The 24723-nt window shown below is 69.3% G+C and carries 19 protein-coding genes and 1 tRNA gene; 7 read left to right on the forward strand and 13 right to left on the reverse strand.

Annotation, left to right across the window (positions count from 1 at the left end; genetic code table 11):
- Nucleotides 1-71: 71 nt before the first annotated feature.
- Genes pepN through AC0699_RS05410 form a run of 3 tightly spaced genes read left to right on the forward strand, consistent with a single transcriptional unit; the run spans nt 72 to nt 5446 of the window.
- Nucleotides 72-2579: an aminopeptidase N gene (pepN, locus tag AC0699_RS05400; RefSeq protein ID WP_478655925.1), complete on the forward strand. Its 2508-nt coding sequence runs from the start codon at nt 72-74 to the stop codon at nt 2577-2579.
- Nucleotides 2580-2630: 51 nt separating this feature from the next.
- Nucleotides 2631-4013 (forward strand): pyridoxal phosphate-dependent decarboxylase family protein, encoded by a 1383-nt coding sequence (locus tag AC0699_RS05405; RefSeq protein ID WP_478655928.1) that lies wholly within the window; start codon nt 2631-2633, stop codon nt 4011-4013.
- Nucleotides 4010-5446, forward strand: a complete 1437-nt coding sequence (locus AC0699_RS05410; RefSeq protein ID WP_478655931.1) for a lysine N(6)-hydroxylase/L-ornithine N(5)-oxygenase family protein — start codon at nt 4010-4012, stop codon at nt 5444-5446. Before AC0699_RS05405 ends, AC0699_RS05410 begins: the two co-directional genes overlap by 4 nt.
- Before the next feature lie 37 nt (nt 5447-5483).
- Here the strand turns inward: AC0699_RS05410 and AC0699_RS05415 are convergent, their stop codons facing one another.
- Nucleotides 5484-7277, reverse strand: a complete 1794-nt coding sequence (locus AC0699_RS05415) for a bifunctional metallophosphatase/5'-nucleotidase (RefSeq protein ID WP_478655934.1) — start codon at nt 7275-7277, stop codon at nt 5484-5486.
- Between the two features lie 109 nt (nt 7278-7386).
- On the opposite strand from AC0699_RS05415, the gene AC0699_RS05420 reads away from it, so the two are divergent.
- A complete protein-coding gene (locus AC0699_RS05420) occupies nt 7387-8091 on the forward strand; it encodes an SIMPL domain-containing protein (protein WP_478655937.1) in 705 nt (234 codons plus the stop codon).
- Nucleotides 8092-8229: 138 nt separating this feature from the next.
- Nucleotides 8230-9651 carry a pyruvate kinase gene (gene pyk / locus AC0699_RS05425; RefSeq protein ID WP_478655940.1) on the forward strand — a complete coding sequence of 474 codons (1422 nt, stop codon included), beginning with the start codon at nt 8230-8232 and terminating at the stop codon, nt 9649-9651.
- A gap of 21 nt (nt 9652-9672) precedes the next feature.
- Here the strand turns inward: pyk and AC0699_RS05430 are convergent, their stop codons facing one another.
- Nucleotides 9673-10461 carry a helix-turn-helix domain-containing protein gene (locus tag AC0699_RS05430; RefSeq protein WP_478655943.1) on the reverse strand — a complete coding sequence of 263 codons (789 nt, stop codon included), beginning with the start codon at nt 10459-10461 and terminating at the stop codon, nt 9673-9675.
- An 85-nt stretch (nt 10462-10546) separates the two neighbouring features.
- Nucleotides 10547-10629, reverse strand: a tRNA-Leu gene (locus AC0699_RS05435).
- A gap of 91 nt (nt 10630-10720) precedes the next feature.
- Between AC0699_RS05435 and AC0699_RS05440 the strand changes: the two genes are divergently transcribed.
- Complete coding sequence (locus AC0699_RS05440) at nt 10721-11386, forward strand: ANTAR domain-containing response regulator (RefSeq protein ID WP_478655945.1); 666 nt, start codon at nt 10721-10723, stop codon at nt 11384-11386.
- Nucleotides 11387-11480: 94 nt separating this feature from the next.
- On the opposite strand, the gene AC0699_RS05445 is transcribed toward AC0699_RS05440, so the two are convergent.
- The 8 genes from AC0699_RS05445 to AC0699_RS05480 all read right to left on the reverse strand — a co-directional run bounded on the left by AC0699_RS05445 (nt 11481) and on the right by AC0699_RS05480 (nt 19486).
- Nucleotides 11481-12197, reverse strand: a complete 717-nt coding sequence (locus tag AC0699_RS05445) for an ABC transporter ATP-binding protein (RefSeq protein WP_453658711.1) — start codon at nt 12195-12197, stop codon at nt 11481-11483.
- Nucleotides 12197-13219, reverse strand: a complete 1023-nt coding sequence (locus AC0699_RS05450) for an ABC transporter ATP-binding protein (RefSeq protein WP_478655948.1) — start codon at nt 13217-13219, stop codon at nt 12197-12199. The genes AC0699_RS05445 and AC0699_RS05450 overlap by 1 nt, the downstream gene beginning before the upstream one ends.
- Nucleotides 13220-13221: 2 nt before the next feature.
- The gene (locus AC0699_RS05455; RefSeq protein ID WP_478655951.1) at nt 13222-15048 is read right to left on the reverse strand and encodes a branched-chain amino acid ABC transporter permease; all 1827 of its coding nucleotides are present in this window, start codon (nt 15046-15048) and stop codon (nt 13222-13224) included.
- Between the two features lie 5 nt (nt 15049-15053).
- The gene (locus tag AC0699_RS05460) at nt 15054-15983 is read right to left on the reverse strand and encodes a branched-chain amino acid ABC transporter permease (RefSeq protein ID WP_478655954.1); all 930 of its coding nucleotides are present in this window, start codon (nt 15981-15983) and stop codon (nt 15054-15056) included.
- A 103-nt stretch (nt 15984-16086) separates the two neighbouring features.
- Entirely contained in the window at nt 16087-17325 is a 1239-nt protein-coding gene (locus tag AC0699_RS05465; protein ID WP_478655957.1) for a branched-chain amino acid ABC transporter substrate-binding protein, read from the reverse strand.
- Between the two features lie 213 nt (nt 17326-17538).
- Entirely contained in the window at nt 17539-18144 is a 606-nt protein-coding gene (locus AC0699_RS05470; protein ID WP_478655960.1) for a Tat pathway signal sequence domain protein, read from the reverse strand.
- Nucleotides 18141-18548, reverse strand: a complete 408-nt coding sequence (locus tag AC0699_RS05475) for a hypothetical protein (RefSeq protein ID WP_478655962.1) — start codon at nt 18546-18548, stop codon at nt 18141-18143. The genes AC0699_RS05470 and AC0699_RS05475 overlap by 4 nt, the downstream gene beginning before the upstream one ends.
- A 56-nt stretch (nt 18549-18604) precedes the next feature.
- Nucleotides 18605-19486 carry a trypsin-like serine protease gene (locus AC0699_RS05480; protein ID WP_478655964.1) on the reverse strand — a complete coding sequence of 294 codons (882 nt, stop codon included), beginning with the start codon at nt 19484-19486 and terminating at the stop codon, nt 18605-18607.
- A gap of 195 nt (nt 19487-19681) precedes the next feature.
- Between AC0699_RS05480 and AC0699_RS05485 the strand changes: the two genes are divergently transcribed.
- Nucleotides 19682-21622: a Xaa-Pro dipeptidyl-peptidase gene (locus AC0699_RS05485; protein WP_478655966.1), complete on the forward strand. Its 1941-nt coding sequence runs from the start codon at nt 19682-19684 to the stop codon at nt 21620-21622.
- 50 nt (nt 21623-21672) lie between these two features.
- On the opposite strand, the gene AC0699_RS05490 is transcribed toward AC0699_RS05485, so the two are convergent.
- Both AC0699_RS05490 and AC0699_RS05495 read right to left on the reverse strand, forming a co-directional pair.
- Complete coding sequence (locus AC0699_RS05490; protein ID WP_478655969.1) at nt 21673-22137, reverse strand: PaaI family thioesterase; 465 nt, start codon at nt 22135-22137, stop codon at nt 21673-21675.
- 85 nt (nt 22138-22222) lie between these two features.
- Entirely contained in the window at nt 22223-24544 is a 2322-nt protein-coding gene (locus AC0699_RS05495; protein ID WP_478655971.1) for an FdhF/YdeP family oxidoreductase, read from the reverse strand.
- Between the last annotated feature and the right edge of the window lie 179 nt (nt 24545-24723).

Raw genomic sequence — 24723 nt, forward strand, 5'->3', positions numbered from 1 at the left:
CCCCCGCGTGCGCTCTCAGCGCAACGCCACCCCCCTGACCGCGCCCCGGCCCATCAGGCAGCATGGCCCCCATGTCCGTACTGACGCGCGACGAAGCGCAGACCCGAGCCCAGCTCCTCGATGTCCACCGGTACACGATCGACCTCGATCTGACGACCGGCGGAGAAGAGACCTTCGACTCACACACCGTGATCCGGTTCACGGCCCGCGCGGCCGGAGACACCTTCGTCGAGCTCAAGCCCGCCACCCTGCGCTCCGTCACCCTCGACGGCCACCACCTCGACCCCGAGGCACTCGACGGGAACCGGCTCGCACTCACCGGCCTCACCGCGGGCGAGCACGAACTGCGCGTCGACGCCGCCATGCGCTACTCCCGCACCGGCGAAGGCATGCACCGCTTCACCGACCCCGCCGACGGCGAGACGTACACCTACACCCAGCTCTTCATGGAAGACGTCCAGCGCGTCTTCGCCGCCTTCGACCAGCCCGACCTCAAGGCGGTCTTCGAGCTCACCGTCACCGCCCCCGAGGGCTGGACGGTCCTCGCCAACGGCGTCACGACGCACCAGGCGGACGGCCGCTGGACCGCGGCACCCACACCGCTGATCTCCACCTACCTCGTCGCCGTCGCCGCCGGCCCCTGGCACTCCGTACGCACCCAGCACGCCGGGCTGCCCTTCGCCATCCACTGCCGCCGGTCGCTCGCGCCCTACCTGGACGCCGACGCCGAAGAGATCCTCTCCATCACCCGCGACTGCTACGACCGCTACCACGAGAAGTTCGACGAGCCGTACCCCTTCGACTCCTACGACCAGGCCTTCGTCCCCGAGTTCAACGCGGGCGCCATGGAGAACCCGGGCCTGGTCACCTTCCGCGACGAGTTCATCTATCGCTCCGCGGTCACCGACACCGAACGCCAGACCCGCGCCATGGTCATCGCCCACGAGATGGCCCACATGTGGTTCGGCGACCTCGTCACGCTCCGCTGGTGGGACGACATCTGGCTCAACGAGTCCTTCGCCGAGTACATGGGCTACCAGACCCTCACCGAAGCCACCCGCTTCACCGACACCTGGACCGACTTCGGGATCGTGCGGAAGGCCTGGGGCTACGACGCCGACCAGCGCCCCTCCACCCACCCCGTCGCCCCCGACCCGGACGCCGTGCCCGACACCGCCTCCGCACTGCTCAACTTCGACGGCATCTCCTACGCCAAGGGCGCCTCAGCGCTCCGCCAGCTCGTCGCCTGGCTCGGCGAGAAGGACTTCCTCGCCGGAATCAACACCCACTTCGCGCGGCACCGCTTCGGCAACGCCACCCTCGCCGACTTCATCGACTCCCTGGCCGAAGCCACCGACCGGGACGTCCACGCCTGGGCCGACCAGTGGCTGCGCACCACCGGCGTCGACACCCTCACCCCGGCTGTCGCCGAGACCGACGGCACCTGGCGCCTGGACATCGCCCAGGACGGCAGCCGCCCGCACCGTATCGCCGTCGGCGCCTACGACGAGGACCCGGTCGAGCCCGGCCGCCTCGTCCTGCGCGACCGCTTCGAGACCGACATCCCGCAAACCGCCCCCACGACCGCGGCAGGCCGCCGCCCCGCCCTCGTCGTCCTCAACGACAGCGACCTGACCTACGCCAAGGTCCGCCTCGACCCCGCCTCCTGGGACAGCGCCGTACGCTCCCTCTCCGGCCTCCCCGACGCGCTCACCCGCGCCGTCGTCTGGAACGCCGCACGCGACATGGTCCGCGACGGCGAACTCGCCCCCACCGCCTACCTGGACGCCGCCCGCGCCCACCTCCCGCACGAGCAGGACCTCGCCGTCGTCCAAGGCGTCCTCGCCTTCGCCACCACGCACGTCGCCGACCGCTACCTCGCCCCCGAGGCCCGCCCGGCCGCGCTCGCCCTGCTCACCGACCTCACCCGCGACCTGATCCGCCGCACCGAGGACGGCCACAACCCGGGCCTGCGACTCACCGCCGTCCGCCACTTCATCGACGCCGCCGCCCAGCCGAACGGACTCCACGACTGGCTCAGCAGCGGCAGCGTCCCCGGCGGCCCCGACCTCGACCCGGAACTGCGCTGGCGCATCCTCGCCCGGCTCGCCGTCCTCGGCGCCACCGACGAGACCGAGATCGCCGCCGAACTCGACCGCGACCCCAGCGCCACCGGCCAGGAAGGCGCCGCCCGCTGCCGCGCCGCCCTCCCCACCCCGGAAGCCAAGGCAGCCGCCTGGTCCCGGATGTTCGACTCCGACGACCTCTCCAACTACCTGTTCACCGCCACCGCCCAGGGCTTCTGGCAGCCCGAACAGGCCGACCTCGTACGGGAGTACGTACCCCGCTTCTACCCCTCGGCCACCGCCGTCGCCGCCCGCCGCGGCCCCGCCATCGCCGAAGCCGCCGGACGCTACGCCTTCCCCGTCCACGCCGTGGACACCGAAGCCCTCCGCCTCGGCGAGGACTGCCTCCGCGACACCGAGATGATCCCGGCCCTGCGCCGCAAGCTCGTCGACCAACTCGACGACCTGCGCCGGGCGCTGACGGTTCGCGGAACAGTCCTCCTTTCGGGTTGAGATCGCGGCGGACCCCGGGCACAACGCCCCCGTCGCGTCCACGCTGGGGGCATGACCGTCCCGCCCCTCGCCGGAGGGGCCGCAGGGCCCGACGCCCTGCGGCCCCTGCTCACTGTCGTGCTCGACTCGCTCAGGGCAGGAGCGGTCGCCCGCGGCGGGCCGCTGCCCCCCGGCGGGCCCGACGAGGTGAGCAGGGCAGTGTGGGAAACCGTCACCCCCGTCATCCCCGCCGACGGCCGCGGCGCCGAGGAAGCACTCAGCACCCTCGTACAAGCCCTTGCCTACGGCGCCGCCGACCCCGCCGACCCGCGGTGCGCCGCCCACCTGCACACCCCGCCGCTCGCACTCGCCGTCGCCGCCGACCTCGCCGCATCCGCGCTCAACCCGTCCCTGGACTCATGGGACCAGGCTCCCGCCGCCTCCGCGCTGGAAACCGAGGTCACCCAGGCCCTGGCCCGCGAGGTGTATCCGCACGGCGAACGGCCCGACGCCCTCGTCACCACCGGCGGCACCGAAGCCAACCAGCTCGCCCTGCTCCTCGCCCGCGAACGCCACGGCTCCGTCCAGGTCGTCTGCGGCACCCACGCCCACCACTCGGTCCGTCGCGCCGCCTGGCTGCTCGGCCTCCCCGAACCGGTCACCGTCCCCGCCCCCGGCGGCACCACCGACCTCACCGCCCTCGACGACGCCCTCACCGGACAGCACCGCCCACGCATGCCGGTACTCGTCACCGCCACGGCCGGCACCACCGACACCGGACACATCGACCCGCTCCCCGGCATCGCCGACCTCTGCGACCGGCACGGCGCCGAACTCCACATCGACGCCGCCTACGGCGGACCCCTCCTGTTCAGCCCCCGCCACCGCGACCTGCTGCGCGGCCTCGACCGGGCCCGGTCCGTCACCCTCGACCTGCACAAACTGGGCTGGCAGCCGGTAGCCGCAGGCCTCCTCGCCGTCCCCGACAGCGCCCTGCTCGCCCCCCTCGGCCACACCGCCGACTACCTCAACGCGGACGACGACACCGAAGCCGGACTGCCCGACCTCCTCGGCCGCTCACTGCGCACCACCCGCCGCCCCGACATCCTCAAGATCGCCGTCACCCTCCGCGCCCTCGGCCGCAGCGGACTCGCCGCCCTCGTCGACCACGCCTGCGCCACCGCCCAGGACCTCGCCGACCTCATCGAGAAGCACCCCGCCCTGGAGCTCCACGAACGGCCCGTCCTCTCCACCGTCCTCTTCCGCCCGCGCGGCGCGAACGACCACACCGTCGCCACGATCCGCCGCCGCCTCCTGCACGAAGGCCGCGCCGTCCTCGGCCGGGCCCGCGCCGACGGCCGGCTCTGGCTCAAAGCCACCCTGCTCAACCCCCACACCACCCCGGACGACCTCCGCACACTCACCGCACTCGTGGAAGGCAGCACCACCCGATGACCGGCACGCCCGCCCCCGGCGCCCCAGACCTCGACCAGCCCCACGACCTCGTGGGCATCGGCATCGGGCCGTTCAACCTCTCGCTCGCCGCCCTCGCCCACGGGCTGCCCCACGGAGAAGGCGGCGGCACGCTCGGCGCCACCTTCTACGAGCAACGCCCCGACTTCCACTGGCACCCCGGCCTGCTCATCGACGGCACCACCCTCCAAGTGCCCTTCCTCGCCGACCTGGTGAGCCTCGCCGACCCGGCAAGCCCCTGGTCGTTCCTCAACTACCTCAAGACCCGCGACCGGCTCTTCCCCTTCTACTTCGCCGAGCGCCTCCACATCCAGCGCGCCGAATACGACGCCTACTGCCGCTGGGTCAGCGGCCGGCTCCCCGGACTCCACTTCGGCCACCAGGTCGACGCAGTGCGCTGGAACCCCGAACGATCCCTGTTCGAAGTCGACTTCACCCAGCTCGACACCAACGGCGGAGCCGAGTCACTCGGCCGCGCCTACGCCCGCCACATCGCCCTCGGCATCGGCACCGAACCACACGTCCCCGAACCGCTCAAACCCCTCGCCGAAGCCCCCACCGTCCCCGTCCTCCACTCCGCCGACTACCTCGAACACCGCGAGCAGATCCTCGCCGCCGACCACATCACCGTCATCGGCTCCGGCCAGTCCGGCGCCGAAATCTTCCTCGACCTGCTGCGCGCCCGCCCCGCCGGAACGGAAAAGCTCCACTGGCTCGCCCGCACCGAAGCCTTCGCCCCCATGGAGTACTCGAAACTCGGCCTCGAACACTTCACCCCCGACTACACCCGCTACTTCCACGCCCTCCCCGAATCCGTACGCGACGGACTCGTCCCCCAGCAGTGGCAGCTCCACAAAGGCATCGACGCCGACACCATCGCCGCCATCCACGACGAGCTCTACCGCCGCACCCTCCACGGCGGCTGGCCCGACGCCGTCCTCACCCCCGGAGTCCTGGTCAGAACCGCCGGACGGGTCGCCAACACCAAAGTCGAACTCCACCTCGAACACATCCAGCAAGGCACCCGCTCCCGGCTCACCACCGACGCGGTCGTCCTCGCCACCGGCTACCGGGAACGCCCCCTCGACCGGATCCTCGCCGGCCTCGACCCGTACATGCACCGCGACTCCTCCGAGCGGCCACGCATCGACGACCAGTTCCGCCTCGTCCTCAACCCCGCCGTCACCGGCTCCGTGTACGTACAGAACGCGGAGCGGCACACACACGGCGTCGGCGCCCCCGACCTCGGCCTCGCCGCCTGGCGCAGCGCCACGATCCTGAACTCCCTCACCGGCAAGGAGCCCTACCCACTGCCGCGGCGGACCGCCTTCACCAGCTTCGGCCTGGAACGGCGAGAGGCGCCCGGCATCCCGGGCCAGGCGCCCCCGCTCACCCCGCTCGAGGACCGGCGCTAGGCCGTGTCACCCCACGGCCTGATCCGCCGGACACCCCCTAGAACACGGGAGCGCCGTCCCGCGTCAGCTTCCACCCCACCGTCGCGAACGCGGCCGGATCCACCGTCCCCTTCCCCTGCACCCACTGAATGATCGTGTTACGGATCTCGTCCGAATTCGCCCACACCTGCTGCGCCTTCGCGACATGCGGGAACGCGCCACCGCCACTGGCCCGGTAGTTGTTCACCGCCAGCACGAACTGCGCCGCCGGATCCAGCGGCCTGCCCTCGAAGGACAGATTCACGATCCGCGAGCCGGCCGGCTTCGCGATGTCGATCTCGTACGTCAGACCCGAGACGGCGTCGTAGTTGTAGTCCGGGATGCCGTCGGCATTCGTCAGCTTCGCCGTGTCCACCGGCGCCCCGGCCGGAGTCTGCACGTAGTACCGGGCCGAGTACTCCAGATAGTCCTTCAGCTGCGCGCCGGTCATGAGCCGCGCCTCCAGCGTGTTCTCGAACGGATAGAGACCGGCCGCCTCCCTGATCGTCACCTGCCCGGCCGGGATCGCCGCCGTACGGGAGAAGCACGACGCCTGCGACAGCACCGGCAGCGCCGCGAACTGCCCGCCCGCCAGCGCCGCCTTCACCGTCTCCGCCTGGACATGGTTGATCAGATCGATGATCGGCTCGTCCTTCCACGGCGCCTCGGCCGAGGCCATGGCAGCCGTGGAAGTACCGATGACCTGATTGACGTACGCGACGACCTTCTTGTGCTCGTCACCGAGCAGCCCGGCGATCTCCGGATCCTCGGCGACGGTGTTCGAGTTCAGGACCTTCGCGGCCACCTTCTCCACCGTCCAGCGCCCCTGCACCCACGCCAGATCGAAGTCGAAAAGCGTCAGACGCTGACCCCACTTGAGCGGCTCGGACAACACGACCTGCTTGCCCGTCTGCTTGTTGGTGACGAAATACTCCGCGATCTCCGTGTGCGCATGCCCGACCAGGATCGCGTCGATACCCGGCACCTGCTCGGCGACGAGCCCCGCGGCGTTCTCGACGTACGGCAGCTGATCACCGTACGAGGACGTGCCGCTGGAGCCCGAGTGGGCCGACACGATCACCACATCGGCGCCCATGGAACGCAGCTTCGGCACCCACTTCGCGGCCTGCTCCTCAAGACCGGGAAACACCATCCGCCCACTGACATTGGCCTTGTCCCAGATCGCGATACCCGGATTCGTGAGACCGAGGACCGCGACACGCACATCCCGCCCGAACGGCGTGCGTATCCGGTGCATGCTGAACGGCGGGAAAGCGGGACTCAGGGTCTTCGCATCCAGAGCGTTGGCACCGAGCAGCGGGAAATCGCACTGCTCCTCGAACTTGCGCAGCACCGGGATCCCGTAGTTGAACTCGTGATTGCCGAGCGCCGCCGCGTCGTAGCCGATGGCGTTCATGGCCTGGGCCATGGGATGGACCGGACCACGCCGGGCGGTGATCGGGTCGACCTTCGCGTAGTAGTACGACAACTGGGTGCCCTGGATGGTGTCACCGGCATCGATGAGGAGCGTGTTGCACCGCCCCTTCTCCGCACGGACCTGATTGACCAGAGTCGAGATCTTCGCCAGCCCGACGTCATTGTGGTTCTTGTCGTCGAACTCCTTGTCCGTGAAGTAGTCCCAGTTGAAGACGTTGCCATGCAGGTCGGTGGTGCCCATCACGGTGAACGAGTACCGCTTCCGCCGCTCCCCGCGGCCATGTGCCCCGGCTGGGACGGCGACGCTCCCGGCCACGGCGACCCCGGCCCCGGCGGCGGCCGAACGGCCCAGGAACGTCCTGCGATTCAGCGGCATGTGATCTCCCTCGTCCAGTGGAACTACGCGCGTGGCACAACGCGCGTAGAGTCTGGCGCAGAGCGCCCCCGTGCGAAAGTCTTCAAGGACAACAGCGAGGGAGCTCACCATGACCAGCGACGCCCCAGCACCGGCACCCTACGGAACCCCCGAGACGCCACGGGTCGCGGTGCGCGGCGAAGCGCGGCTGGAAGTCGACCCCGAGATCGCCAGGATCGGCGTGACCGTCAGCGCCCGAGGCACCGACCGGCGCAGCGCCCTGGAAGACCTCACCCGCCGCAACAACCAGGTACTCGAGCTCATCAAGTCCTACGGAGACTCCGTCGAGAAACTCGAGACCGGCGCGTTCTCCATCAGCCCGGAACTCACCAAACACGGCCGCGGCGAACGCGTCCGCGCCTACCACGGCCGCGTCCACATCACCGCCGTCCTCGCCGACTTCACCGCCCTCGGCGAACTCACCACCCGCCTCGCCGACCTCGACCTCACCCGCGTCGACGGCCCCTGGTGGTCCCTGCGCCCCGACTCCCCGGCCCACGGCGAAGCCCGCCGCCAAGCCGTCCGCGAAGCCGTACAACGCGCCCGCGAATACGCCGAAGCCCTCGGCGCCCGCCTCGCCGCCCTCGTCGAACTCGCCGACCTCGGCGCGGAGGCCCCGACGCCCTACGGCATGCCCCCCGCCCCCGGCATGCGCACCGCCGCCTTCACGGCCGCCGCCGACGAAACCGCCCCCGCCCTCGACCTCGAACCCCAGCGCCAGACGGTCTACGCCCAGGTCAACGCCCGCTTTACGATGACGCCGCCACAGCTGTAACAACACCCCGCCATCCAATTGCTCAAAAGAGCACCCCCGCGCACAATTCAATACTTGTCAATAACCCTTCACGTAAAGGTTGTTGAGTAGTCACGCGCAACCAATTCTCTACCCGCGGGTAAGCCATAGGCTCGAACCATGCGCCGAGCAAAGATCGTCTGCACACTGGGGCCCGCCACCGACTCATACGACCAGATCAAGGCACTGGTCGAGGCCGGAATGGACGTCGCCCGATTCAACCTCAGCCACGGCACCTACGCCGAGCACGAGGAGCGCTACCAGCACGTACGCAAAGCCTCCGACGAAATCGGCCGCAGCGTCGGCGTCCTCGCCGACCTTCAAGGCCCGAAGATCCGACTCGGACGCTTCCGCGAAGGACCCGTACTCCTTGAACGCGGCGACGAATTCACCATCACCGTCGAATCCGTCGAAGGCGACCGCCACACCTGCGGAACCACCTACCCCGGCCTCGCCGCCGACGTCACCACCGGAGAACGCATCCTCGTCGACGACGGCCGCGTGACCCTCGAAGTCACCGCCGTCGACGGACCACGCGTCCACACCACCGTCATCGAAGGCGGAGTCATCTCCGACCACAAAGGACTCAACCTCCCCGGCGTCGCCGTCTCCGTCCCCGCACTCTCCGACAAGGACATCGAAGACCTCCGCTGGGCAATCCGGCTCGGTGCCGACGTCATCGCCCTCTCCTTCGTACGCAGCGGACGCGACATCAAGGACGTCCACCGCATCATGGACGAAGAAGGCCGCCGCCTCCCCGTCATCGCAAAGATCGAGAAACCCCAGGCCGTCGACAACATCGACGACATCGTCGCCGCCTTCGACGGCATCATGGTCGCCCGCGGCGACCTCGGCGTCGAAATGCCCCTGGAGCAGGTCCCCATCGTCCAGAAGCGCGCCATCAAACTCGCCAAGCGCAACGCCAAACCGGTCATCGTCGCCACCCAGATGCTCGACTCGATGATCGACAACTCCCGGCCCACCCGCGCCGAAGCCTCCGACGTCGCCAACGCCGTCATCGACGGCACCGACGCCGTCATGCTCTCCGGCGAAACCAGCGTCGGCAAACACCCCATCCAAACCGTCAAGACGATGAGCCGCATCGTCGAAGCCGCCGAAGAAGACGTCCTCGCCAAAGGCCTCCCGCCCCTCACCGAACGCAACAAACCCCGCACCCAGGGCGGAGCCGTCGCCCGCGCAGCCGCCGAAATGGGCGACTTCCTCGGCGCCAAATACCTCGTCGCCTTCACCCAGTCCGGCGACACCCTCCGCCGGCTCTCCCGCTACCGCTCACCGATCCCGCTGCTCGCCTTCACCCCGGAGCCGGCCACCCGCTCCCAGCTCAACCTCACCTGGGGCGTGGAGACCTTCCTCGGCCCCCACGTCGGATCCACCGACGCGATGGTCGCCCAGGTCGACGAGCAGCTCCTGAAGATCGGCCGCTGCGAGAAGGGCGACATCGTGGTGATCACGGCGGGCTCCCCGCCGGGAGTGGCGGGGTCGACGAACCTGGTGCGGGTGCACCACATCGGCGAGGACTGACGGCGCGAGGCAGGGGGCGGGTCAGTACTTCGGCCCGACGTGGGTGTCCATGAGGGCGACGGATGCGCGTCGGGCGACGGAGATGTTGAAGGGGTCACTGCCGCGGGCCAGGGTTGTCCACTCGACGCCCACCTCGTCGAGGGTGTCGGTGAAGAGCTTCCGGATGTCGTCCGACTTGTTGGCGAAGGAATACCGCGGGTACTCGTAGCGCTTGGGCTCGCCGCCGACCAGGCGGGTGGTCCAGTTGGTGATCCGGCACCCGTCCGAGTGGATCAGCCCGCGGATGAACTCCCACGGATGGGCGTCCACGATCTCCTGCTGCCAGGGGTCGAGGGCTATCTTGCGCTCGTGCTTCTTGCCAGGGCCGTGTTGCGGGAACATGCACCAGAGATGCTTGGAGTACACCTTTACGTTGCGACAGCCCGTCCTGCGTACCCGGCAGACCGAGTTGTCGGGAAAGACAGCACGCATCGCCGCCTCGCACTCGTCCATGAGGCCGGGCCAGTCCTCGGCGCAGGTGATCATGAGGCTGGGTGCGCGGTGCCCGGAGTACTGGATGATGTGCCCGTCGCCGAGATACAGGCCGAGCAGATAGGCATACATGGGCCGGTCCAGGTCTCGCCCATCGCATCGGGGGCACTTCGGATCGTGCTTCCCTGGGCACTCGCCGCGTTTCGCTCGATCCATGTGCTTCCAGTAGCTGATCGTGCCACTGGGTATCTGGAGCTTGCGGGCAACATCTGCGTTCCTTGCCCCGCCCCGCAGCAGTGAGAGTGCTTTCTGTCGTACATCAGTGCCGTGGAAGTGCATGCGACCACTCTGGGCAACTGATCGTGGCGCCGAGTAGCAAAAAGCGGATATTCACGAGAACGTGAACATCCGCTTCCTGGCGCGGTACCGGGTGCGGGACTCGAACCCGCAAGCCCTCTCGGGCAGATGTGTTTGAGACATCAGCGTTTGCCATTTCGCCAACCCGGCCAGGTTCGCCTGTCGCAGTGTACCCGGTGACCAGTGAGCGCTTCAGCTAGGTAGGCTTTTGAAGAGCACCTGCCCCGCAGCGAGGAGTACCGTGACCGCCCCCGAGCCCGAGTCGCCCCAGCCCGTCGCCGACGACGACACCAACACGTCGCACGTCCCGCCGCTGACGACCCGTGTCGTCATCGCCGAGGACGAGGCGCTGATCCGCCTCGACCTCAAAGAGATGCTCGAGGAAGAGGGCTACCAGGTCGTCGGCGAGGCGGGTGATGGGCAGAGGGCCGTCGAGCTCGCCCGGGAGCACCGGCCGGACCTGGTCATCCTCGATGTGAAGATGCCGGTGCTGGACGGCATTTCCGCCGCGGAGAAGATCGCGGAGGAGTCGATCGCGCCGGTCTTGATGCTGACCGCGTTCTCGCAGCGCGATCTTGTGGAGCGGGCCCGGGACGCCGGTGCGATGGCGTATCTCGTGAAGCCGTTCAGCAAGAGTGACGTCGTGCCGGCGATCGAGATGGCGGTGTCGCGGTTCGCGGAGCTGCGGGCGCTGGAGAAGGAGGTCGCGGACCTCGCTCAGCGGTTGGAGACGCGCAAGCTGGTGGACCGGGCGAAGTCGATTCTGCAGACGCAGTACGGTCTGACGGAGCCGAATGCGTTCCGGTGGATTCAGAAGACGTCGATGGACCGGCGGCTGTCGATGCAGCAGGTGGCGGAGGCGGTCATCGAGGACGCCGAGGAGAAGAAGGCCGCGAAGGAGCAGTAGTTCCGGCTGTACGCGTACATACGCTGTACGTGTACATACGAGGAGGCCCGCACCCCGGAATCGGGGTGCGGGCCTCCTCGCGTATCCGTGCGGCTCAGTCCTCGCCGAGGTAGGCCTTGCGGACGGACTCGTCGTGGAGCAGGTCCTGTCCGCTGCCGGAGAGGACGACCTTGCCGATCTCCATGACGTGGCCGTGGTCGGCCAGGGAGAGCGCGGCCTGGGCGTTCTGCTCGACGAGCAGGATGGTGGTGCCCTGGGCCTTGAGTTCGGCGATGGTCGCCATGATCTTCTGCATCATGATCGGGGAGAGGCCCATGGAGGGCTCGTCGAGCATGAGCAGCTTGGGCTGGGACATGAGGGCCCGGCCCATGGCGAGCATCTGCTGTTCACCGCCGGAGAGGGTGCCTGCGGCCTGCTTGCGACGTTCCCCGAGGATGGGGAAGAGGTCGTAGGCGCGCTGGACGTCCTTGGCGATGCCTTCCTTGTCGTTGCGGAGGAAGGCGCCGAGGAGCAGGTTGTCCTCGATCGTCATGCGCGGGAAGATGTGCCGCCCCTCGGGGGAGTGGGCGAGTCCGAGCGAGACGATCTGGTGGGCGGGTACCTTCTTCAGCGATTTGCCGTTGAACTTGATCTGGCCGCTGACGGGCTTGAGGAGCCCGGAGAGGGTGCGCAGGGTGGTGGTCTTGCCGGCGCCGTTGGTGCCGATGAGGGTGACGACCTCGCCGGCTTCGACCTTGAACGAGATGCCCTTGACGGCCTCGATCTTGCCGTAGGCGACGCGCAGGTCCTCGACTTCGAGCAGTGCGGTCATCAGTCGTTCTCCTTGCCAGAGCCGGAGGCCTGGGCGGTGGTGCTGTCGGCGTCGTCGCTGTCGCTGTCGCCTTCGGTGTCGCTGTCGCCGTCGGCCGGGGCGTCGTCGGCGGCGTCGGAGTCGTCCGCCTCCTCGGCCTCGGCCTCGGCAGTGGCCTCGGCCTGGTCGGCCTGTGCCTCCGCCTTCTCGACCTCTGCCACTTCCTCCGCGCCGGGCGCGCCCTCGAAGGGCTCGCCCAGGTAGGCGGCGATGACGCGCTCGTCGCTCTGGACGGTGGCGCTGTCGCCCTCGATGAGCTTTTCGCCCTGGACGAGGACGGCCACGCGGTCGCAGAGGTTCATGATGAACCGCATGTCGTGCTCGATGACGAGGACGGCGATGCCCATGTCCCGGATGGCGAAGATGAGTTCTTCGGCTGCCCGGGTCTCCTGCGGGTTCATGCCCGCGGTGGGCTCGTCGAGCAGGAGCAGTCCCGGCTCGCTCGCGAGGGCGCGGGCGATCTCCAGCTTGCGCTGCTCACCGTAGGGGAGGTTGCGGGCGAGGTGCTCGGCCTTGGCGTCGAGGCCGACGAACTCCAGGAGTTCCATGGCTCGCTCGCGGGAGGCGGCTTCGGCCTTGTGGAAGCCGGGGCCGCGCAGCAGGGCGGACCAGAGGCCTTCCTTGGTGCGGGTGTGGCGGCCCACGAGGACGTTCTCCAGCACGGTCATGTTGCTGAAGAGCCGGATGTTCTGGAAGGTGCGGGCGATGCCGGCGGCGGTGACCTTGAAGGACTTCGGCGGCAGGACCGTGCCCTTGTACCGGACCTCCCCCTCGGTGGGGATGTAGAGGCCGGTGAGGCAGTTGAAGAAGGTGGTCTTGCCGGCGCCGTTGGGGCCGATGAGGCCGACGATCTCGCCGCTCTTGACGGTGAGGTCGACGGAGCGTACGGCGGTGAGTCCGCCGAAGCGCATGGTGACGCCTCGGGCATCGAGGACGGTCTCGCCGGCCGGTGCGGGCGCCTTCGTGGTGGTGTCGGTGGTCATGTTCAGGCACCTGCCTTGGTGAGGGTGGCGGGCGCTTCCTCGTTCTCGTGGAACTCGAGCTGGCGGCGGCGGTTGGGGATGAGGCCCTCGGGGCGGAAGCGCATGAGGAGGATGAGCGCGACACCGAAGGCGAAGAGCTGGTACTCACCCATGAACTGGAGCTTGTTCGGGATGAGGTAGAGCAGTGCGCCGCCGACGAGCGGGCCGCTGATGGTGCCCATGCCGCCGAGGACGACCGCGGCGAGCAGGAAGGCCGAGTTGGGCGGCACGACGTGGGCGAACTGGTACTGCTCGGGCGTCACGGTGTAGGTGACGTGGGCCTGGACCGCGCCGGCGAGGCCGGCGAGTGCGGCGCCGAGGGCGAAGGCGATGAGCTTGACGCGGAAGCCGTTGATGCCCATGGCTTCGGCGGCGGTCTCGTCCTCGCGGATGGCGACCCAGGAGCGGCCGATGCGGGACTCGGCGCTGCGGCGGAAGACCACCACGACGACGAGCGTGATCAGCAGCATGAGCAGGAAGTAGTTGGCGAACCGGCCGATGGTGAATCCGGCGATGGTGTGCTCGGCGCCGAAGTCGAACCCGAACATGCTGAGGTTCGGGATCGAGGAGATTCCGTTGGAGCCGTTGGTGATGTCGGGACCGGAGGTTCCGTCCATGTTGTTGACGGCGATGCGGAAGATCTCACCGAAGCCGAGCGTCACGATGGCGAGGTAGTCACCGCGCAGTCGCAGGGTCGGGGCGCCGATGAGGACGCCGAAGACCATGGAGGCGGCGGCGCCGACGAGGATGGCGGCCCAGAAGGGCAGGTGGAGGCCGAACGGCGACGACGGGGAGCCGGAGACCATGGCGGCGGCGTAGGCGCCGACGCCGAGGAAGGCGACGTATCCGAGGTCGAGCAGGCCGACGAGGCCGACGACGATGTTGAGGCCCAGGGCGACGGTGGCGAAGATCAGGATGTTGACGCCGATGGTCGCGTACTGGTCGTCGGACTGGGTGAAGGGGAAGGCCGCGGCGGCGGCGAAGGCGCCGACCATGGCCACGTTGCGGTGGCGTGCGGCGATCGCGGAGACGCGTGCCGCGAGTCCGGCCTTGTTGAGGGCCGCGAAGGTGAAGCAGGCGGTGATGAGGAAGCCGATGAACAGTTCGTCGTACTCGGTGCCGATGCCGTAGGTGAAGACGGCGAGTGCGAGTGCGAGGACACCGCTGAGGATGAGGATCTCGGCCCAGCCGGGCAGCTTGCGCGCCGGTGTGGCGGTGCCGCTCGCGAAGGCGGCCTTGAAGGTCGTCCACGCGTTGCCGGCGTTGTGCTTGAACTGGTCGAAGCCGGTGTCGTCGGGGTCGGCCGGCTCGGTCACGGGCCGTTCGAACGGCAGGGCCAGCGCGCCGACGAGGGCGGCGAGGGAGGCGACGGCGGCGAGGATGCCGCCCGGCTCGAGGTTGACGAGGCCGCCGAGCTGGACGCTGATCGCGATGACCGTGTACCAGGCGGTGGCGAAGGTGCCGACCGCGGCGAGCTTGATGGCCGCGTCCGCTCCGGCGGGGGTGAGCCAGCGGGTGCCCTTGACGCCGTACGACGCGAGGCCGAACAGGGCGGTGAGGGCGCCGCCGATGAGGACGAGCCACTGGAGCCCGCCCGGGTAGCCGTAGACCGTGAGGTTGCCGGGGAATGCGGCGGTCCAGGTCCAGGACATGAAGGCCGAGACGACGGCGAGGGCGCCGCCGGCGGTGGCGGTGGCCCGGGCGATGCGCGGGGGCAGCGCGATGAGGCCGGAGGTCGCGTCGTTCGCGATCTTGCGCGGGGTGTCCGCGGTGGTGGTCTCAGTAGTCATGTTGATCACGCCCTGTCCGCCACGCGCTCGCCCAGCAGACCCTGGGGCCTGAAGAGCAGCACGAGGATGAGGAGTACGAACGCCCAGACATCGGCCCAGGCCTGTCCGCCGAGCTGCTGCATGCCAGGGACGTCGGCGATGAAGGCGGTGGCCATGGTTTCGGCGATGCCGAGGACGAGGCCGCCGATCATGGCGCCGTAGATGTTGCCGATGCCACCGAGGACGGCGGCGGTGAAGGCCTTGAGGCCGAGCAGGAAGCCCATCTTGAAGTTGACCTCGCCGTACTTGAGGCCGTATGCGACGGCTCCGATGGCGGCGAAGGCGGCACCGAGGGCGAAGGCGACCACGATGATGCGGTCGGTGTTGATGCCCATGAGCTTGGCGGTGCCGGGGTCCTGGGCGGTGGCCTGCATACCGCGTCCGGTGCGGGTCTTCATGACGAAGTAGCCCAGGATCGCCATGGAGATGGGGGCTGCGATCAGCAGGAAGACGTCACCGGTCTGGATGGTGACGCTGCCCAGGTGGAAGGGGCCACCGGGGATCTCCGGGAAGGAGAGGGAGGACTTGGCGCCGGGGTACCACGCCCATACGGCCTGCTGGAGGGCGAGGGACAGGCCGATGGCCGTGATGAGCGGTGCGAGTCGTGGCGCGTTGCGCAGCGGCCGGTAGGCGAAGCGTTCCGCCCCGACCGCGATGGTGGTGGCGACGATGATCGCGCCGATGATCATGAGCGGCAGGGCCACCCACATGGTGGTGCCCGACGGGAGCATCAGCCAGACCGTGAGGGCACCGAAGCCTCCGGTCATGAAGATCTCGCCGTGGGCGAAGTTGATGAGCTGGACGATGCCATAGACCATCGTGTAGCCGATGGCGACCAGCCCGTACATCGATCCGAGTAGCAGGCCGTTGACCAGCTGTTGCGGCAGCTCGTTCACCGCAGGTCCTCCGAAGTCTTTCGCCGGATATGACACCGCGCGGGACGCCTGGTGCAGCGCCCCGCGCGGCCATGAATGTGATGCGGAGTGTTGTTCAGCCGGTTCAGCCCGCGAAGGTACCGGACTTGACGGGAGCCCAGGCGCCGCCCTTGTACTGGTAGACGGTGAGCTGCTTGTTGGTGGCGTCGCCGAACTCGTCGAAGGAGACCTTGCCGGTCACGCCGTCGAAGGAGACGCCCTTCATCGCGTCGAGGACCTTGCTGCGGGCGTCCTTGGACTCGGGCAGCTTGCCGCCGTTGTCGTCGACGGCCTTCTTCACGGCCTCGATGATCGCCCAGGCGGAGTCGTAGGAGTAGCCGCCGTAGGCCTCGTAGGCCTCCTTGTAACCGGCCTCCTTGTAGTTCGCGACGAACTCCTTGGCGGACGGGAGGGTCTCGACCGGCGCGCCGACGGAGGTGGCGAGGTCGCCCTCACCCTCCTTGCCGGAGAGCTTGATGAACTCGGCGCTGTAGATGCCGTCGCCGCCGACCAGCGGGATCTTGGCACCGGCCTTCTTGATCTGCTTGCTGAGCGGACCGGCCGCCGGGTACTCGCCGCCGTAGTAGACGACGTCCGCACCCGAGTTCTTGATCTTGGTGGCGACCGCGGAGAAGTCCTTGGTCTCCGGGTTCACGTGGTCCTCGCCGGCGACCTTGCCGCCCAGCTTGGTGAACTCGGCCTTGAAGGTGGCCGCGAGGCCGGCGCCGTAGGTCTTCTTGTCGTCGACGACGAAGACCTTCTTCTTCTTGGCGTCGTTGAACAGGTACTGCGCGGCGAACGGGCCCTGGATGGCGTCCGTGGTGGCCGTGCGGAAGTACGAGTTGTACGTGCGCTTCTTGGTGCCGGTGTTCCAGGCCGGGCCCTGGGTCAGGGCCGGGTTGGTGTTGGCGGGCGACACCTGGACGAGCTTCGCGTCGTCGAAGACCTTCTGCATCGACTCGGCGACGGAGGAGTTCAGCGGGCCGACGACGCCGAGCACGTCCTTGTTGGCGACGAGCTTGGTGGCGTTCTGCTGGCCCGAGGAGGGCTGCGCCTGGTCGTCGAGCGCCTCTACCTTGAAGGTGACGCCCTTGACGTACTTCTTCTCGTTGGCCTGCTTGGCGGCGAGGTCAACGGAGTTCTTGATGCCGAGCCCAAGCGCCGAGAGGTCGCCGGTGAGCGGCGCGTCGACTCCGATGACCACGGTGGTGTCGCCACCGGCCGCCGAGTCTCCGCCGTTGTCGTCGCGCGAGCCACAGGCGGTGAGGGTGAGTGCCCCCGCGGCGAGAGCAGCGGTTATGGCTATGAGCGAACGTTGACGCACGATGCTGGGTCCTTTCACCTGGCACGGCTGCCCCTCGTGGGGAGCCGAGTCGAGCGCTGGAGCCTTACTGGCAAGGAATCCGGTGGCGCGGTGACTGGCGGTGACTCTAAGCGGGTAAATGGGAATTCAGCACGGGTCTGGGCAAGGCTGTGACGCTCTTGTTATCCCGATCGGATTTGCGGCATGGAGTGCATGACTGTTTTCTGTTTTTGGTCATGACAGCCGTGGTCGTTGCTCGCAGTAGTCGGTCACGGCCCGGGCCAGGTCCCGGGCGTACTGGTCGCCCAGGATGAAACTCTGGTCCTGTTTTGCGTGCGCATTACGCAGCGTTACATCGAGGAAAGGCAGTCCGGCATTCCGTGGCGCCTTTGCGCAGTCGCTCACCTTGATCACGATCGCAACGTTGCGGGAAGACCCGGATTTCACCGTAAAGGGGGGATTCGGTGTCGCGGTGAGACTCAGGCCCTCGGAGGGCTGTCCGATCTTCTCCACCGTGACGGGAGGGCCCGAGGCGGTGACGATCCGCACGGAGAAACGCAGCGCGCCGCCCGCCCGGGCGCCGGCCCCGGGGTCCGCGCCTTCGTACGACAGGGAGACCACCTGGGCGGGCCAGGGGCCGGGATCCGGCTCCGGCCGGGTGACGTGGACATAGCCCGCCCAGGCGGTGACCGCGGTGATGAGGGCGGCCGGGAGCAGGATCCGGCGGTGGCGTACGGCGAATGCCGTCAGCGGCCCGGCCGGTCTCCGGCGCGGCGGCCGCGGTGAGGCGTCCGCGGCGTAGGTGTCCTCACCGGGCTCGACGGGGCCGACGCCGCTCACTGCCAGGGCCCGCCGGTCGGGACGCCGTCGCGGTAGCGCTCCGTGCACCGCTCGTCCGCCTGACGTCTCATCAACTCATCGGCGGCGTCAGGTCCGTTGCGGCGTTTCTCGGCACGGGCGGCATCCAGGGTGTCGCGCAGGATCTCGTACTGGGCGTTGGACAGGCCCATCGACTGGTAGTCGCCGTAGCCGCTGTCGCCGGCGGCGAGGAGTTCCTGTCCCCACCGGGTGATCAGAGCCGTGCACAGCTCCTGGGGCGATGTGGTGCGCGGTGAAGGGGCCGGACGCGGCCCGTCGGCCCCGTGAGCCGCGTCGTCGGAGCAGCCGGCCCCGGTCGCGAGGAGACCGGCGGCCAGGGCCGCGCAGACGGCGGCCCTGGCCGGGCGGTACGCCTTGTGCCTCATGAGGGAACGCTAGGCCGTGGCCGGTGGGGGCACAACAGTGCGTGTCCGCGGGGGCTTCAGGGCAGCGCGACGAAGGGGGAGAGGAAGGCGCGGGCGCCGGGGGTGTCGAGCCGGTACGTCACGTTCGTGGCGTAGCAGGGGGTGTCGCCGGTGATCGTGGTGGCGACGAGGGTGCGCTTGCCGGCCAGGGTGGCGAAGTTCGGGCCGCCGGAATCCCCGTAGCAGGCGCCTCCGTTGCCCTGCGGGGCGGTCATGGCGAGGCGCAGCCAGGTGTTGTTGAGCGCGTCGTAGGAGACCGGGGCTTTCATCCGGACCCCGCCGCCGGGGTGGGTGTGGCCACCGGGGCCGCGCTCGGCCTCCTGGGTGCCGTATCCGGCGACGAGGAACGAGGTGTCGTTCAGGCCCTGGGGGCCGAGCGACGCGAGCGCCCCGGCTTTGGGGAGCGCGGCCGGGGTGAAGGACCAGCGGGCCTTGACCTTGGCCGCGGGCAGTTCGATCACCGAGATGTCGTGCGTGTCGGAGGCGGGCCCCGGGTAGGCCGGGTGGCTGTGCGCGCTGCCCTGGACCGCTACGGCGTTCGCGACGGCGGCCGGGTCGCCCGGATGTTGGGCGGCGGCCTTGTCGAGTCCGGCCTGCACGTCCTGGTCGAGGGACACGTAGAACTTCACGTTCGCCGGCCAGTCGGTGGTGCAGTGCGCGGCCGTCAGAAACGTGTCCGCGTCGATCATCGTGCCGGAGCACACCCAGTCGACGCGGTCGGGGGTCGCCGGATTTCCGTCGTTGTCCCATGTGGCGACCAGGGCGCCCACCTCGGTGCGCTCGGGCGCGGGCGTGGCGTTGTACGAGTTGATGGCCGCGGACGGGATCGCGGTGGCGAGGACGGCGGCACAGGCGGCCGCGGTGGCGGCGGTGAGCGCGGCGGTGCGTACGGCGGTCAAGAAGAACCCCTCTGGGTTGTGGGGACGGGTGTCCTCCTGTGGGGAGAGCGACAGTGAAGCGGTGTTCGGCCGGTGGGGCAAGAGGGCAGGGGCGACACGGCTGTTGCGGTCTGGTGCCGGTGAGCCGCAGGCGGTGGAATGTGCGTGCGCTTCCCGCGCGTTCGTCACCCACTCCGGCCCGTGGAGGCAGGCACGATGGCGAGACCCACCGGTACACGCACGACTCGTGGATCCCACTTTCCGCGGGGATTACGGACAGGGGTCACGGCGGCTCTCGCCGTCTCCCTGCTGACGGCGCTGCCCGCCCCGGCAGCGCAGGCGGGGACTCACGCGCTGAGCGTCGTCGGCGACGAGACCCAGCCGGTCTTCTCCCGGGCCGACGCGATTTATCAACAGGTCGACATCGAGACCGAGGTGGACAGTGACGGCGACGGCCGGCGCGACACCGTACGGATGCGGATCCTGCGGCCGAAGGAGACGGACGCGGGGCTGAAGGTGGCCACGATCGTCGAGGCGAGCCCCTACTGGGGCGGCGGTAACGACGTGCCGTTCCACAACGTCGATGTGGACGAGGACGGTCTGCCGGCGGGCAGGCGGCTCGTGTCGCAGGAGCGGCTCCCCGGGCTCGTGGGCCCGTACGCGCTCCCCGGCCCTTCCGTCCCCTGGTCCGGATACACCGACAACTACTTCCTGCCGCGCGGCTATGCCGTCGCGCAGCTCGACAGCCTCGGCACCGGCGGCTCCACCGGGTGCCCGACCTCCGGCGGCCGTAACGAGACCCTCGGGGCGAAGGCGGCCGTCGACTGGCTGGGCGGCCGTGCCAGGGGCTGGGACCTGGAGGGCAGGCCGATCGGCGCCGCCTGGTCGACCGGCGACACGGCGATGATGGGGATCTCGTACAACGGCACTCTCCCGACGGCCGTGGCGGCGACCGGAGTCGAGGGCCTCAAGGCGATCGTGCCGATCTCCGGGATCTCCTCCTGGTACGACTACTACCGCGCGGGCGGCGGGGTGGTCGCGCCCGGCGGCTTCCAGGGCGAGGACACCGACGTCCTGGCGAAGGCCGTCTACAGCCGTGCCGACCGGGAGGTCTGCAAGCCCGTACTGGACCGGCTGACCGCCGAACAGGACCGGGTGACCGGAGACTTCACCCGCTTCTGGAAGGAGCGGGACTATCTGCAGGACGTGCGGAAGATCCGGGCCGGTGTCTTCGTCGTGCACGGCGGCAACGACTGGAACGTGAAGACGCAGCACTTCGGCCAGTTGTGGGAGGCGCTGAAGCGGCACGACGTACCGCGCAAGCTGTGGCTGCACCAGGCGGGCCACAGCAATCCGATGCCGCTGCGCATGGAGGAGTGGCTGAAGCAGCTGCACCAGTGGTTCGACCACTGGTTGTACGGGCTGGACAACGGGGCCCTGGCCGCGCCGCGCGTCGATGTGGAGCAGGCCGACTTCACCTGGCGGCAGCAGTCGGAGTGGCCCGACCGTTCGACCCGCGATCTCACCCTGCGGCTGAACACCGGGGGGCTCTCGCCACTGCCCGGGCCGCCGGTGCGGCGGTCGATGACCGACGCGGGTCGTACGGTCCCCGCCGAGCAGCTGGTCGCGGCACCCGGCACGGCCCGCCCGGACCGGCTCGCGTACACGACCGGACCGCTCCCGGCGGACCTGCGGGTCAACGGTGTCCCGGAGATGTCCGTGCGGGCTTCGCTCGCCGGTTCGTCACCGTATGTGACCGCGCTGCTGGTCGACTACGGCACCGACACCCGAGCGACCGCCGGAACCGTCGCGGACACCTCGCAGCTCGTCTGCTACGGCGAGGGCATCCCCGGTGACACCGGCTGCGCCTACCGGACCAGGCACCGCACCGAGACCGCCGACTTCAAGATCGTGTCCCGCGGCTGGCTCGACATCCGCAACCGGCACTCCATCGAGTGGCAGAGCAAGGTCGTCGAAGGACGGGAGTACGCCCTGGAGTGGGGGATGCAGCCGCAGGACTACGTCTTCAAGAAGGGGCACCGGCTGGGTGTGGTGCTGATCTCCACCGACCACGACTACACGCTGCGGTACCCGGCCGGGACGGAGCTGTCCGTCCGGGCCGGGGTCAGCAGCATCACCCTGCCGGTCAGCCGGTAGGCCGTCAGCCGGAGGTGCCCCGGGCGTGCTCGGCGTTCTTGGCGCCGACGTCACGCAGCAGGGCTGACGTCACGCAGCAGGCAGGTCAGGCGGGCCGTGCAGACCCGCTTGTCCTGCTCGTCGGTGATCACGATCTCGTACGTGGCCGTCGAGCGGCCCCGGTGCACCGGGGTGGCCACTCCGGTGACCATGCCGGAGCGGACACCCCGGTGGTGCGTGCAGTTGAGATCCACGCCGACGGCGATCTTGGCGGCCCCGCCGTGCAGCATCGAGCCGATCGAACCGAGCGTCTCGGCGAGCACGGCGGAGGCGCCGCCGTGCAGCAGCCCGTAGGGCTGGGTGTTGCCCTCGACGGGCATCGTGCCGACGACGCGGTCCGCCGAGGCCTCCACGATCTGCACGCCCATCCGGTTACCGAGATGCCCTGCTGAGAACAGCGCGGGCAGGTCGACGCCGAGCTCGGCGTACTCGTCGATGACCTCTTGCGGGAACTTCACCGTCGTCTGCTCACCCATGGGTTCCGGCTCCGATCGTCATACGTGTATGGCTGTCCTGGATACGCCTGCACCTGAGCAAACGCTTCTGCACCTGAGCGAACGCTTAGGCGGACGGTGATTGTTCCAGACGCACGATGACGGACTTGCTGGCGGGGGTGTTGCTGGTGTCGGCGGTGGCGTCCAGCGGCACCAGCACATTGGTCTCCGGGTAGTACGCGGCGGCGCAGCCCCGCGCGGTCGGGTAGTGCACCACCCGGAATCCGGGCGCCCGGCGCTCCACACCGTCCTTCCATTCGCTGACCAGGTCCGTGTACGCACCGTCCGCGAGGCCCAGCTCCCGGGCGTCGTCCGGGTTCACCAGGACGACGCGGCGGCCGCCCCTGATGCCGCGGTAGCGGTCGTCCAGGCCGTAGATCGTGGTGTTGTACTGGTCGTGGGAGCGCAGGGTCTGCAGCAGCAGCCGGCCCTCCGGAACCTCGGGATACTCCACGGGCGCGGCGGTGAAATTCGCCTTCCCGGTGGCGGTGGGGAAGCGGCGCTCGTCGCGCGGGGCGTGCGGCAGGGTGAAACCGCCCGGCCGCGCGATCCTCGCGTTGAAGTCCTGGAAGCCGGGGACCACACGGGAGATCCGGTCGCGGATGGTCGCGTAGTCCTTCTCGAACTCCTCCCAGGGGGTCTGCGAGTCCGCGCCGAGCACGGCCCGCGCCATGCGCGCCACGATCGCCGGCTCGGAGAGCAGATGCGGACTCGCGGGCGGCAGATTGCCGCGCGAGGCGTGCACCATGCCCATCGAGTCCTCGACGGTCACGAACTGCACTGTGTCCTTCTTGCCGGGAGTGCTCTTCCGCAGGTCCTTGTCGGTGCGGCCCAGCGTGGGCAGGATCAGCGCGCGCCTGCCCGTGACCGCATGCGAGCGGTTGAGCTTCGTCGACACGTGCACGGTGAGACGGGCACGGCGCATCGCCGCCTCGGTGACCTCGGTGTCCGGGGTGGCGCCGACGAAGTTGCCGCCCATCGCGAAGAACACCTTGGCCTCGCCGTCGCGCAGCGCCTGGATGGAACGGACGACGTCGAAGCCGTGGTGGCGCGGCGGTGCGAAGCCGAACTCCTTCTCCAGCGCGTCGAGGAACGCGGGCGCGGGCCGCTCGAAGATGCCCATCGTGCGGTCGCCCTGCACATTCGAGTGTCCGCGCACCGGACAGACCCCGGAACCGGGCCGGCCGATGTCGCCCCGCAACAGCAGGAGGTTGACGACCTCCCTGATGGTCGCGACGGCGTGCTTGTGCTGGGTCAGGCCCATCGCCCAGCAGACGATCGTGCGCCGGGAGGCCAGGATCATCCGCAGCGCCTGCTCGATCTCCGCCCTGTCCAGTCCCGTCGCGGCGAGCGTCTCGTCCCAGTCGGCGGTCCGCGCGGCGGCGGCGAACTCTTCGAAGCCGTGCGTGTGTTCCCGTACGAACTCCTCGTCGACGGCTCCGGAGCCCGCTCCGGAGGCGCTGTCGGACGCTTCGAGGACCAGCCTGTTGAGGAGGCGGAAGAGCGCCTGGTCGCCGCCGATCCGGATCTGGAGGAAGAGATCGGTGAGGGAGACGCCCTTGAGCATGCCCTGCGGAGTCTGCGGGTTCTTGAACTTCTCCAGGCCCGCCTCGGGCAGCGGATTCACCGAAATGATCTTCGCGCCCGCCTGCTTGGCCTTCTCCAGCGCGGACAGCATGCGCGGATGGTTCGTACCGGGATTCTGCCCCGCCACGATGATCAGATCCGCCTGGTGCAGATCCTCCAGGGAGACGCTGCCCTTGCCGATACCGATGGTCTCGGTCAGCGCCGAGCCCGAGGACTCGTGGCACATGTTGGAACAGTCCGGCAGATTGTTCGTACCGAACTCGCGGGCGAAGAGCTGCAGCAGGAACGCCGCTTCGTTGCTGGTGCGGCCCGAGGTGTAGAAGAGCGCCTCGTCGGGGGAGGCGAGCGCCCTCAGCTCCTCGGCGATGATCGCGAAGGCCCGCTCCCAGGTCACCGCCTCGTACCGGTCGGCACCCTCCGCGAGATACATCGGCTGCGTGATGCGGCCCTGCTGACCCAGCCAGTACCCACTGCGCTGCGCGAGGTCGGAGACCGGGTGCGCGGCGAAGAAGGCGGGCGTGACCCGGCGCAGGGTCGCCTCCTCGGCGACCGCCTTCGCACCGTTCTCGCAGAACTCCGCCGCATGGCGTTTGTCGCCCTCGGGCCAGGCGCAGCCCGGGCAGTCGAATCCGTCCTTCTGATTCACCTTGAGGAGGGTCTGCGCGGTGCGGCGCATCCCCATCTGCTGCTGCGCGATCCTGAGGGTGTGCCCGATCGCGGGAAGGCCGGCTGCGGCATGCTGGGGCGCCTCGACCTGCGGGGCGTCCTGGACCGGGTCACCTGCGGGCGGCTTGCTGGCCATCCTGCTCCTCTTCGAGCGCGGGGCGGATTCGTACCCGCCAGATCCTGTCACGCGCCACCGGCAGAGGGGGAGCCCGCTCCGGGGCGGACGGGAATGTCAGTGGTCCGTGGCAGGATCGTGTCCGTGGCCGAGACAGCATCGAAGAAGACCCCAGACGAAACCCGACCGCGCCTGCTCCT

The organism is Streptomyces sp. NPDC043870 (assembly GCF_056435785.1).